The organism is Stenotrophomonas sp. STEN054 (assembly GCF_056854535.1).
The window spans coordinates 1-11,087 of the sequence record NZ_JBXFWG010000078.1; the positions used below are offsets into that span (position 1 = coordinate 1).

Below are 11,087 nucleotides of genomic sequence, written 5' to 3' on the forward strand. Positions count from 1 at the left end.
GGGGCTGCGGGGGGTGGCCTCCCCGCCCCCCGGGGTCGGCGGGGCCCCCCCCCCGCCCCCTCTCAAAACCCCCTCGCTGCCCCCGCCGCTACCGGATGAAACGCAGGCTTACGACAGCTGCTGCTTGACCAGCTTGGACACCAGGCCCATGTCGGCCTGGCCGGCCAGCTTGGGCTTCAGTGCGCCCATCAGCTTGCCCATGTCGGCTGCACCGGTGGCACCGGTCTCGGCCATGGCGGCCTGGATGGCAGCCACGATCTCGGCTTCGCCCATCTTGGCCGGCAGGTAGGCTTCGATCACCACGATCTCGGCGCGCTCGATCTCGGCCAGGTCTTCGCGGTTGGCGGCCTCGTACTGGCTGACCGAGTCCTTGCGCTGCTTGACCATCTTGTCCAGCACGGCGATGACGGCGGTGTCATCCAGCTCGACACGCTCGTCCACTTCCTTCTGCTTGATGGCGGCGTTGATCAGGCGGATCACGCCCAGCTTGTGCTTCTCGCCCGCCTTCATGGCGGCCTTCATGTCGTCGGTGAGCTGCTGTTTCATGCTCATGAGGAACCCTCGTGGTGTGTGGTGGGGCAGGGGCGGATGCCCAGGCCCGGAAACGCAAAAAGCCGGCGACGCTTGCGCGTGCCGGCTTCGGCTCCATCGCGACAGGCAAGCCCGTCGCAATGAAGATGCGTCCGATCAGTACAGGCGCTGACGCTTGGTGACGTCGCGCGAGGAACGGCGCAGCTGACGCTTCACAGCAGCGGCGGCCTTGCGCTTGCGCTCCTGGGTCGGCTTTTCGTAGAACTCGCGCTTGCGGGTTTCGGCCAGCACACCGGCCTTTTCGCAAGTGCGCTTGAAGCGGCGAAGAGCAAACTCGAAGGGTTCGTTCTCGCGGACTTTGACGCTGGGCATGGAATCTCCGGGACACAGTAGAACCGGGTCACGCCCGGCGAGCCGCACATTATAGCGGCGAATGGACAAACTGCAAGCGCCCAACCCTGAATACGGGCAAGTCGTCTGCGTGCTATGGGATCTGCCGGTTCCCCGAGGGGGCGACAGGGGCGTCATAATAGCAGGCATGCGAGTCCTTGGCATCGAATCTTCCTGTGATGAGACCGGCGTGGCGGTGTATGACACCGACCTGGCCGGCAGCGCGGCCCTGCGCGCCCATGCGGTCTACAGCCAGATCGCCCTGCACGCCGAGTACGGCGGTGTGGTGCCCGAGCTGGCCAGCCGCGACCACGTCCGCAAGCTGCTGCCGCTGGTGCGCCAGACCCTGGCCGAAGCTGGCCTGGGCGTGGGCGACATCGACGGCGTGGCTTACACGGCTGGCCCCGGCCTGGTCGGCGCCCTGCTGGTCGGCGCGGGCGTGGCGCGTTCGCTGGCCTGGGCGCTGGAGGTGCCGGCGGTGGGCGTCCACCATATGGAAGGCCACCTGCTGGCGCCGTTGATGGAAGACGACCCGCCGGAAGCCCCCTTCGTCGCCCTGCTGGTGTCCGGCGGCCATACCCAGCTGGTGGCGGTGGACGCCATCGGTCAGTACCGCCTGCTGGGTGAAACCCTGGACGATGCGGCCGGCGAGGCCTTCGACAAGACCGCCAAGATGATGGGCCTGCCGTACCCGGGTGGCCCCCAGCTGGCCCGGCTGGCCGAGCAGGGCACGCCGGGCGTCTACCGCTTCGCGCGGCCGATGACCGACCGCCCGGGGCTGGATTTCAGTTTCTCCGGCCTGAAGACCCAGGTCCTGATGGCCTGGCGCGACAGCGACCAGAGCGAACAGACCCGCGCCGACATCGCCCGTGGCTTTGAAGATGCGGTGGTGGAGACCCTGTCGATCAAGTGCGAGCGCGCGCTGGAAGCGGCCGGCACCAACGTGATCGTGGTGGCCGGCGGCGTTGGCGCGAACAAGCGCCTGCGCGCCCGCCTGCAGCAGATGGCCGAGCGCCTGGGCGGCCGCGCCTGCTTCCCGCGCCCGGCGCTGTGCACCGACAACGGCGCGATGATCGCCTTCGCCGGCGCGCTGCGCCTGCAGGCCGGCCAGCACAACCCGCCGAAGGTCGACGTTACCCCGCGCTGGGACATGGCGACCCTGCCAGCGGTCTGAACCGGTAGAGTCGAGCTTGCTCGACTCTACGGCCACGCCCGGCGGACGCATCACGGACGGCTGGTCAAGGGCGATGCCGCCAGCACCGTCGTCGCCCGCTCATGGCGCTGCAGCCACCCCAGGGTGTGCGGGCAGCGCGCATGGATCAGCCGCCCGATCGCGGCCAGGTCGGCGCCGATGTCGCGCTCGAGGATGGGTTCGTGGTGGGCGATGCGGTTGCGCAGGTGGCGTATGCGGTCGAGGTCGGCATGGATGTTTGTGCGGACCACGCTGAGGGCACACTGTGGCGCGTTCGGCAACGCGATCTTCAAGCCACGCGCCCAGATGGCACCCTCGAAGCGCCGCGTGAAAAATTGCTGCCAGAACGCGAAGCGAAGGCTGGCGATGATCTCTGGCGTGTCCATCCGACGATCCGCCCGCCGATGGAGATCCTGCAAGGCAGACAATGCGCCATCTGCTGGCATCCGCTGCAGTAGTGCAGGGTGCCAGGGCCAGCGCGGCCCAAAGGCATGCGCCAGCGCTGCGGCGACCGCGTTGCGGGTGACGATCTCACAGACATGCAGTGGCGCAAGAAGCGCGCCACACATCTGCATGTTCCAGACGTAGAGCAAGGCCGCATCCAGAGAGTGCCGGTCTGCGAGACGTTTGTAGGTCGCCCAGCGGGGCCGGGAAAGTGCTGCTTGCAGAATCCGTTGCTCTTTCATTGGTGGCAGGACCACGTGGTGGATCACCAGCGTGCGCCGCGTACCTGCCTGGTGATATCAGGCAACTCCACGCTGTTACGCAGCGCAATACCCAAGGGCGTTCGGGGTTCTCCCAGTGTGTCGTGAATGCCTCTGGACGGCATGGCGATCATTCTTCAACATCTGCAGCGTGTGCTTCGGGACTCGCGGCTGGTTACCAGCTCCCCCCGAGGACGTTGAGAGGTACCAAAGGGCCCCGCTAGCAGGGCCCTTTGTTTTTCCCGCCGCACCCACGCCACCGCCCGTTCCGGGCAGGCTCACCGCCGTGCCGTTACCATGGCCGCCTGTATCCGGCTGGTAACCGCAATGGACAAGGTTTTCATCGAAGGGCTGACGATCGACGCCCTGATCGGCATCTACGACTGGGAACGGCGGATCCGGCAGGACCTGGTGTTCGACCTGGAAATGGGCTTCGACAACCGCCGTCCGGCGGCGTCGGACGACATCGCCCACACCCTGAACTACAAGGCGGTGAGCAAGCGCCTGGAACAGTTCGTGCGCGAATCGGACTTCGGCCTGGTCGAGACCCTCGCCGAGCGCTGCGCGCAGATCGTGCTGGACGAGTTCGACGTGAAGTGGCTGCGCCTGAAGCTGAGCAAGCCCGGCGCGGTGCGTGGCGCGCGCGCGGTGGGCGTGATCATCGAGCGTTCGCGCGACTGACCGGTCGTGCCGGCCGCTGGCCGGCAACCTCAATCCCAACAGAAACAACGAAGGAGGCATCCGATGCTGGACGCGGTGGTGGCGGTACAGTGGCTGGAACAGCTGCAGAAGACACTGGAACCCTATCCCGGCGCCTATCTGGCGTTGATGATCACGGCGCTGCTGGTCGCCGCCGGCCTGGCCAACTGGGTCACCAAGCGCATCCTGGTGCGCGGCCTGCGGCGCCTGCTGCAGCGCCTGCCGGGCGCCGAGTCCGGGCGTGGCAGCCACCTGATGCGGGTGATCTCCCGGCTGTCGAATGTAGTGCCCAGCCAGGTGATCGCCTCCGGCGTCGCCCTCATTCCCGATCTGCCGCCCGGCCTGGTCAACGTCATCGTCAAGCTGTGCATCGTGTGGGCCGTGCTTACCCTTGCCATGGCCTTCTCGCATGCCCTTGATGCAGCCAACAGCCTGTACGAACGCAAGCCTGACGCGCGCAACAAGCCGATCAAGGGCTACCTGCAGGTGGTCAAGATCGTGGTGTACGTGGCCGCCGGCCTGTCCATCGTGGCCACCCTGCTGGGGGTGAAGATCGGCCCGCTGGTGACCGGCCTGGGCGCGGCCACCGCGGTACTGATGCTGATCTTCCAGGACACCATCCTGTCGCTGGTGGCCAGCGTGCAGATCAGTGGCGATGGCCGCGTGCGCCTCGGCGACTGGATCGAGATGCCCAGCCAGAACGCCGACGGCGATGTCATCGATATCGCCCTGCACACCATCACCGTGCAGAACTTCGACAAGACCATCACCACCATCCCGACCAAGAAGCTGGTGACCGAGTCGTTCAAGAACTGGCGCGGCATGCAGGAGGCCGGCGGCCGCCGGATCAAGCGCGCGCTGTACCTGGACCAGCACAGCGTCGGTTTCCTGGGCGCGGAAGAGCTGCAGCGGCTGGGTCAGTTCGCCCTGCTGGGCGACTACCTGCGCGACAAGGCGCAGGAGCTGGAGCAGTGGAACGGGCGCCTGCGCGAGCAGGGCGTGGCCGAGGTGAACAGCCGCCGGGTGACCAACCTGGGGACCTTCCGTGCCTACGTGGAGCGCTATCTGCGCAACCACCCCGGCATCCATCAGGACATGACCCTGCTGGTGCGCCAACTGCAGCCAACCACCGAGGGTCTGCCGCTGGAGCTGTACTGCTTCACCCGCAGCACCGCTTGGGGCGAATACGAGGCGGTGCAGGCGGACATCTTCGACCACCTGCTGGCGATCCTTCCGGCCTTTGGCCTGCGGGTCTTCCAGGCCTCCAGCGACGCCATGTTGATGGCGGGGCAGCGCGCACTGGCCGGGTCGGAGTAAGCTCCACCCTCGCGTCCGCCCCCGTATGGGACGCCCAGACTGTGGGCGGGCGCACGAAACTGAATGACGAAACCTCTCGCCAAATGGTCCGGGAACGCTAGAATGCCGGGCTTGTAAACGTTTTCATAAGGACAGCTGGTGGCCTCCGATCGCATCGAATCCCTCATTGCCCAGATGACCGTCGAGGAAAAGGTCGGCCAGCTGGGTGTCTTCGCGGACATGGTCCGCCCGTTCGCCCCGGACGTGAACCCGGAAGCCAACGTGCGCAACGCCGACCAGGTGCTGCAGCAGGTGCGCGAAGGCAAGGTCGGCTCGCTGTTCAACGGCGTGGGCGCCGAACTGGGCCGCCGCATCCAGCAGGTCGCCACCGAGGAGAGCCGTCTGGGCATCCCGGTGATCTTGGCCGCCGACGTCATCCACGGCATGCGCACCGTGTTCCCGATCCCGCTGGGCGAAGCGGCCAGCTTCGAACCGGACCTGGCCGAGCGCACCGCCCGTGCCACCGCCGTCGAGGCCACCGCCGCCGGCCTGCACTGGACCTACGCACCGGCCGTGGACATCGCTCGCGACCAGCGCTGGGGCCGTGGCGCCGAAGGTGCCGGTGAGGACGTGGTGCTGGGCTGCGCTTTCGCCGCCGCCCGCGTGCGCGGTTTCCAGGGCGGCGACCTGCGCGCGGCCGATTCGCTGCTGGCCACGCCCAAGCACTTCGCCGCCTATGGCGCGGTGATGGCCGGCATGGAATACAACATGGTGGACATCTCGCCGCAGACCCTGCGCGACGTGCACCTGCCGCCGTTCAAGGCCGCCTTCGATGCGGGCGCGATCACCGTGATGTCCTCGTTCAACGACATCAACGGCGTGCCGGCCAGCGCCAATGCCGAACTGCTGACCGACATCCTGCGCGGTGAGTGGAAGTTCCCGGGCGTGGTGATCTCCGATTACACCGCTGACATGGAACTGGTCGCGCACGGCTATGCCGCCGACGACCGCGACGCCACCGCCAAGGCCTTCACCGCCGGCCTCGACCTGAGCATGCAGAGCGGCTTCTACGCCGAGCACCTGCCGGGCCTGGTCGAGAGCGGCGAAGTGCCGATGGCCGTGCTGGATGAAGGCGTGCGCCGCATCCTGTGGCTGAAGGAAACCATCGGCCTGTTCGACGATCCGTACCGTTCGCTGGACCCGGCGCGCGAAGCGGATACCTCGCACATCGCCGCCCATGATGCGCTGTCGCGCGATGCCGCGCGCCGTTCGATCGTGCTGCTGAACAACCGCGACAACGTGCTGCCGCTGCAGAAGACCGGGCAGAAGATTGCCCTGATCGGCCCGTTCGTGCAGGACCGCGAGAACATCGAAGGCTGCTGGACCCTGTTCGGCGACAAGCAGCGCTACGTGGACCTGGAAACCGGCGTGCGCGCCGCCATCGGCGATGAAGCGCTGCTGGAAGTCGTGCCGGGCAGCGAGCTGGAAGCCGCGATTCCGGGTGGCACCGAAGCGGCCGTGGCTGCTGCGCTGCGCGCCGACGTAGTGGTGCTGGCGCTGGGCGAACCGCAGCGTTACAGCGGCGAAGCGCAGTCGCGCGTGGAAATCACCCTGCCGCCGGCACAGCAGGCGCTGGCCGAGGCCGTGGCGATGACCGGCAAGCCGCTGGTGGTGCTGCTGCGCAATGGTCGCGCGCTGGCCCTGCAGGGTGCGGTGCGCAATGCGCATGCCGTGGCGGTCACCTGGTACCTGGGCACGCAGACCGGCCACGCCGTGGCCGATGTGCTGTTCGGCGATTACAGCCCGTCCGGCCGCCTGCCGGTCAGCTTCCCGCAGGTGTCCGGCCAGCAGCCGTACTTCTACAACCACCCGCGCACCGGCCGCCCGGAACTGCCGACCATGTCGGAGTTCAAGGCACGCTGGCGCGAGATTCCGAACGAGCCGCTGTATCCGTTCGGCCACGGCATCGGCTACGCCACCTTCGCTTACGGCGTGCCGCAGCTGAGCGCGGCCCAGCTCGGCTGGGACGACACCCTGACCGTGACCACCACGCTGACCAACACCAGCGCCGTGGCCGGTGAGGAAGTGGTGCAGCTGTACATCCACGACCGCGTGGCCAGCCGCGTGCGGCCGGTGCGCGAGCTGAAGGACTTCCGCAAGGTTGCCCTGCAGCCGGGCGAGTCGACTGAAGTGAGCTTCAGCCTGACCCGCGAGCAGCTGGCGTTCACCGGCCGCGACGGCGTGCTGCGTGCCGAGCCGGGCCAGTTCGACGTGTGGGTGTGTGCTTCGTCGGCCGCCGGCGAAGCCGTGCAGTTCGAGTTGTTGAAGGGCTGATCGGAACGGCCGGAACAACCGGTGGAGCATCCACGCATGGCGTGGATCTCCTGAGATGCCGGGCCATGCCTGGCGTCCTCACCCCTGGCAAACACGCCGGGCATGGCCGGGGGCTACCATCGGGACCTTGATCCGATGGAGTCCGTGCCATGCGCAAGATTGCTTTCCTCATTCCGGCCCTGCTGCTGGCGGCCTGTTCGCAGCCGGCACCGCCGGCCGGGCCTGCGGCCGATGCGCCGCCGCCGATGACCGGGTCCACGCCGGCGGAAGCTGCCGCCAGCACCACGCCTGACCCGGCCGCTGCGCCGCAGGCCGCGGACGAGCACGCCAGCGAAACCCCTGCGCCCGCCGCTGCCGCCGATGAAGGCGACGCGCGCGCGCGCATCGACAGCGTGCTGGGCGATGCCGCGCAGTACGAGAAGGTGTTCAACGCATTCAAGACCGCGGTGGTCGGTGGTGACCGCGCCGCCGTGGTGGAGGAAGTGCGCTTCCCGCTGAATATTGCCGGCGGCAAGAAGATTGCCGGCCCCGGTGAGTTCCAGCGCAACTACGAAAAGATCATCACCCCGGCAGTGGTCAAGGCGATGTCCGAGCAGGAGTTCGGCAAGGTCTTCGTCAACCAGCAGGGCGTGATGATCGGCGATGGCCAGGTCTGGCTGACCGGCGAGTGCCTGGACAAGGCCTGCGCCCGTACCGAGGTCAAGGTCGGCACCATCCAGTAAATGCAGACGGCCCCGCGTGATGCGGGGCCGTTGGGTTGGGGCGATGCCGGCCAGCGGCCGGCGCTACCCGGCTCAGGCCTTCGGGGTCAGCTTCAGCAGACGCGCCTTGCTGCCGTCTTCCAGCAGCCACAGCGCGCCATCGGGGCCCTGTTCCACTTCGCGGATGCGCTCACCCATGTTGAAGCGCTCGGCTTCGCGTGCGTTCTCGCCGTCGAACGCCACCCGCACCAGCGAGGTGGACGACAGGCCGCCAATGAAGGCGCTGCCCTTCCACTGCGGGAACAGGCTGCCGCTGTAGAACATCAGGCCGGCCGGCGAGATCACCGGGTTCCAGGTCACCTTCGGTGCGGCGAATTCCGGACGGGTGTCGTGGTCGGGAATCGGGCGGCCGTCGTAGTGGTCGCCGTTGGAGACGATCGGGTAGCCATAGTTGCCACCCCGCTGGATCAGGTTCAGTTCGTCGCCGCCGGCCGGGCCCATTTCCTGCGCCCACAGCTTGCCGTTGGCGTCGAAGGCGATGCCCAGCACGTTGCGATGGCCCAACGACCAGACCTGGGCGGCGACGCCGCCCTGCGAGGCGAAGGGATTGTCCGCCGGCACGCTGCCATCATTGTTGAGGCGGATGATCTTGCCGAGGTTGCCGCTCATGTCCTGGGCCGGATCGAACTTCTGGCGTTCGCTGGAGCTGATCCACAGCTTGCCGTCCGGGCCGAAGGCGAGGCGGTGGCCGTAGTGGCCCTGGCCGCTGACCTTGGGGGTCTGCCGCCAGATCACCTTCAGGTCCTTCAGCGCACCGCTGCCATCGGCATTCAGCGCCAGGGTGGCGCGCGCCACGGCCGCACCGCGGGTGTCCAGCGTGCCTTCTTCGGCGTAGCTGACGTAGACCACGTTGTTGCGGGCGAAATCAGGATGCAGGATGACATCGCCGAAGCCGCCCTGGCCGCCGTAGGCCACCTTCGGCACGCCGGTGATCTCGTGCTTCTGGCCGCTGGCCAGGTCCAGGTGCTGCAGCTTGCCGCGCTTTTCGGTGACCAGCAGGCTGCCATCGGGCAGGAAGGTCATCGCCCATGGCTGGTCGAAACGGCTGACCTCGCTGGCGGTGAACGGGCGCTGGTCGGCGCTGGTCGCTGCCGGGGCGGGCTGGGCGGCCGCTGTCGCGTCTGGACTGGCCGCGCTGCAGGCGGTGGTGGCGAGGATGGGCAGCAGGCCCATGGCGAGCAGCAGGGGCGCACGTTTCGAAGAACGGGTCATGGGTATCTCCAGGTGGGGATGCGGATGGCCAAGCCCCGTTGTACACCACGCCGGTGAACGGGCGCGTGGTCCAAAGGTCCTGCTGCCCCCTGTGCGGCGCGCGGCCAATGGTCTACGGTGTGGGCGTCCGGGCAAAGCGTGCCCGTTGTCTGCCAAGGAACTGGAATGCAACCGACCGTCGTCTCCAAGCCGTCGCCCGCCTTCATCGCCGCCTCCTGGGTGGCCCTGCTGCTGGGCGCCGTGACCTACCTGATCGGCCTGTTCAACGCCGGGATGGCCCTCAACGAGAAGGGCTACTACCTGACCCTGCTGCTGTTCGGCCTGTTCGCGGCGGTGTCGCTGCAGAAAAGCGTACGCGACCGGGTGGAGGAGATTCCGGTCAGCGGACTGTATTACGCGCTGTGCTGGTTCGCGCTCCTGGCCTCGCTGCTGTTGCTGCTTGTGGGCCTGTGGAACGCGACGCTGGCGCTGAGCGAGAAGGGCTTCTATGGCATGGCGTTCGCGCTGTCGCTGTTTGGCGCGGTGGCGGTGCAGAAGAACACCCGCGACCTGATCGCGGCCAATGCCGGTGAACCGGCCCGCAAGGCCGCGATGCCGCCGCTGCCGGAACGTGAGTGACCGCTGGTTTGTAGAGCCGAGCCTGGCCACGTCCTGTAGATCCACCCCATGCGTGGAGGCTCCGAATTCGAGCTGTGCCGGTAGATCCACGCCATGCGTGGAGGCTCCGAATTCTAGGGCCGAAGCAGCCGAGCATGGGCTCGGCTCTACAGCGTGGCGGTGCCGGTAGATCCACGCCATGCGTGGATGCTCTGAATCCGAGGGCCGAAGCAGCCGAGCATGGGCTCGGCTCTACAGCGTGGCGGTGCCGGTAGATCCACGCCATGCGTGGATGCTCTGAATCCGAGCGCCGAAGCAGCCGGGCATGGGCTCGGCTCTACAGTGTGGCGGTGCCGGTAGATCCACGCCGTGCGTGGAGGCTCCGAATTCGAGCGCCGAAGCAGCCGAGCATGGGCTCGGCTCTACGGCCTGGCGGCGCCGGTAGATCCACGCCATGCGTGGAGGCTCTGAATCCGAGCGCCGAAGCAGCCGAGCATGGGCTCGGCTCTACAGCGTGGCGGTGCCGGTAGATCCACGCCCTGCGTGGATGCTCTGAATTCGAGCGCCGAAGCAGCCGAGCATGGGCTCGGCTCTACAGCGTGGCGGCGCCGGTAGATCCACGCCATGCATGGATGCTCTGAATCCGAGCGCCGGAGCAGCCGAGCATGGGCTCGGCTCTACAGCGTGGCGGTGCCAGTAGATCCACGCCATGCGTGGATGCTCCGAATCCGAGCGCCGAACCAGCCGAGCATGGGCTCGGCTCTACAGCGTGGCGGTGCCGGTAGATCCACGCCATGCGTGGAGGCTCTGAATCCGAGGGCCGAAGCAGCCGAGCATGGGCTCGGCTCTACAGCGTGGCGGTGCCGGTAGATCCACGCCATGCGTGGATGCTCCGAATCCGAGGTCCGAAGCAGCCGAGCATAGGCTCGGCTCTACAGCGTGGCGGTGCCGGTAGATCCACGCCATGCGTGGATGCTCTGAATCCGAGCGCCGAACCAGCCGAGCATGGGCTCGGCTCTACAGCGTGGCGGTGCCGGTAGATCCACGCCATGCGTGGATGCTCCGAATCCGAGAGCCGAAGCAGCCGAGCATGGGCTCGGCTCTACAGCCTGGCGGTGCCGGTAGATCCACGCCATGCGTGGATGCTCTGCATTCGAGGGCCGAACCAGCCGAGCATGGGCTCAGCTCTACAGCGTGGCGGTGCCGGTAGATCCACGCCATGCGTGGATGCTCTGAATCCGAGCGCCGGAGCAGCCGAACATGGGCTCGGCTCTACAGCGTGGCGGTGCCGGTAGATCCACGCCATGCGTGGATGCTCTGAATCCGAGCGCCGAAGCAGCCGAGCATGGGCTCGGCTCTACAGCGTGGCGG

The 11,087-nt window shown here is 67.5% G+C and carries 10 protein-coding genes; 6 read left to right on the top strand and 4 right to left on the bottom strand.

Annotated elements, in window-relative coordinates; translation table 11 throughout:
* Positions 1-108: 108 nt before the first annotated feature.
* Together AC1VXD_RS18950 and rpsU are read right to left on the bottom strand one after the other, a co-directional pair.
* Positions 109-552, bottom strand: coding sequence for a GatB/YqeY domain-containing protein (locus tag AC1VXD_RS18950; RefSeq protein ID WP_482993348.1), 444 nt, complete (start codon positions 550-552; stop codon positions 109-111).
* A 135-nt stretch (positions 553-687) separates the two neighbouring features.
* Positions 688-903 (bottom strand): 30S ribosomal protein S21, encoded by a 216-nt coding sequence (rpsU, locus tag AC1VXD_RS18955; protein ID WP_002808376.1) that lies wholly within the window; start codon positions 901-903, stop codon positions 688-690.
* 166 nt (positions 904-1,069) lie between these two features.
* On the opposite strand from rpsU, the gene tsaD reads away from it, so the two are divergent.
* On the top strand, positions 1,070-2,095 hold the full coding sequence (gene tsaD, locus AC1VXD_RS18960; protein WP_482993349.1) for a tRNA (adenosine(37)-N6)-threonylcarbamoyltransferase complex transferase subunit TsaD: 1,026 nt from the start codon (positions 1,070-1,072) through the stop codon (positions 2,093-2,095).
* Between the two features lie 50 nt (positions 2,096-2,145).
* Here the strand turns inward: tsaD and AC1VXD_RS18965 are convergent, their stop codons facing one another.
* Positions 2,146-2,799, bottom strand: coding sequence for a hypothetical protein (locus tag AC1VXD_RS18965; protein ID WP_482993355.1), 654 nt, complete (start codon positions 2,797-2,799; stop codon positions 2,146-2,148).
* A gap of 345 nt (positions 2,800-3,144) precedes the next feature.
* Between AC1VXD_RS18965 and folB the strand changes: the two genes are divergently transcribed.
* The 4 genes from folB (at position 3,145) to AC1VXD_RS18985 (ending at position 7,868) form a co-directional block, all read left to right on the top strand.
* Entirely contained in the window at positions 3,145-3,498 is a 354-nt protein-coding gene (folB, locus tag AC1VXD_RS18970; RefSeq protein WP_116865364.1) for a dihydroneopterin aldolase, read from the top strand.
* A gap of 63 nt (positions 3,499-3,561) precedes the next feature.
* Positions 3,562-4,833, top strand: a complete 1,272-nt coding sequence (locus AC1VXD_RS18975) for a mechanosensitive ion channel family protein (protein WP_482993350.1) — start codon at positions 3,562-3,564, stop codon at positions 4,831-4,833.
* Between the two features lie 138 nt (positions 4,834-4,971).
* Entirely contained in the window at positions 4,972-7,146 is a 2,175-nt protein-coding gene (locus AC1VXD_RS18980) for a glycoside hydrolase family 3 N-terminal domain-containing protein (RefSeq protein WP_482993351.1), read from the top strand.
* A 149-nt stretch (positions 7,147-7,295) separates the two neighbouring features.
* Positions 7,296-7,868 carry a hypothetical protein gene (locus tag AC1VXD_RS18985; RefSeq protein WP_482993352.1) on the top strand — a complete coding sequence of 191 codons (573 nt, stop codon included), beginning with the start codon at positions 7,296-7,298 and terminating at the stop codon, positions 7,866-7,868.
* A 72-nt stretch (positions 7,869-7,940) separates the two neighbouring features.
* On the opposite strand, the gene AC1VXD_RS18990 is transcribed toward AC1VXD_RS18985, so the two are convergent.
* Complete coding sequence (locus tag AC1VXD_RS18990; RefSeq protein ID WP_482993353.1) at positions 7,941-9,119, bottom strand: PQQ-dependent sugar dehydrogenase; 1,179 nt, start codon at positions 9,117-9,119, stop codon at positions 7,941-7,943.
* A 165-nt stretch (positions 9,120-9,284) separates the two neighbouring features.
* On the opposite strand from AC1VXD_RS18990, the gene yiaA reads away from it, so the two are divergent.
* Complete coding sequence (gene yiaA / locus AC1VXD_RS18995; RefSeq protein ID WP_482993354.1) at positions 9,285-9,737, top strand: inner membrane protein YiaA; 453 nt, start codon at positions 9,285-9,287, stop codon at positions 9,735-9,737.
* The last annotated feature ends 1,350 nt before the right edge of the window (positions 9,738-11,087 follow it).

Excerpts from the sequence above, each read along its gene's own strand:
- tsaD (WP_482993349.1), top strand. The coding sequence starts at position 1,070 with ATGCGAGTCCTTGGCATCGAATCTTCCTGTGATGAGACCGGCGTGGCG.
- AC1VXD_RS18950 (WP_482993348.1), bottom strand. The coding sequence starts at position 552 with ATGAGCATGAAACAGCAGCTCACCGACGACATGAAGGCCGCCATGAAG.
- AC1VXD_RS18975 (WP_482993350.1), top strand. The coding sequence starts at position 3,562 with ATGCTGGACGCGGTGGTGGCGGTACAGTGGCTGGAACAGCTGCAGAAG.
- AC1VXD_RS18985 (WP_482993352.1), top strand. The coding sequence starts at position 7,296 with ATGCGCAAGATTGCTTTCCTCATTCCGGCCCTGCTGCTGGCGGCCTGT.
- yiaA (WP_482993354.1), top strand. The coding sequence starts at position 9,285 with ATGCAACCGACCGTCGTCTCCAAGCCGTCGCCCGCCTTCATCGCCGCC.
- AC1VXD_RS18965 (WP_482993355.1), bottom strand. The coding sequence starts at position 2,799 with ATGAAAGAGCAACGGATTCTGCAAGCAGCACTTTCCCGGCCCCGCTGG.
- rpsU (WP_002808376.1), bottom strand. The coding sequence starts at position 903 with ATGCCCAGCGTCAAAGTCCGCGAGAACGAACCCTTCGAGTTTGCTCTT.
- folB (WP_116865364.1), top strand. The coding sequence starts at position 3,145 with ATGGACAAGGTTTTCATCGAAGGGCTGACGATCGACGCCCTGATCGGC.
- AC1VXD_RS18990 (WP_482993353.1), bottom strand. The coding sequence starts at position 9,119 with ATGACCCGTTCTTCGAAACGTGCGCCCCTGCTGCTCGCCATGGGCCTG.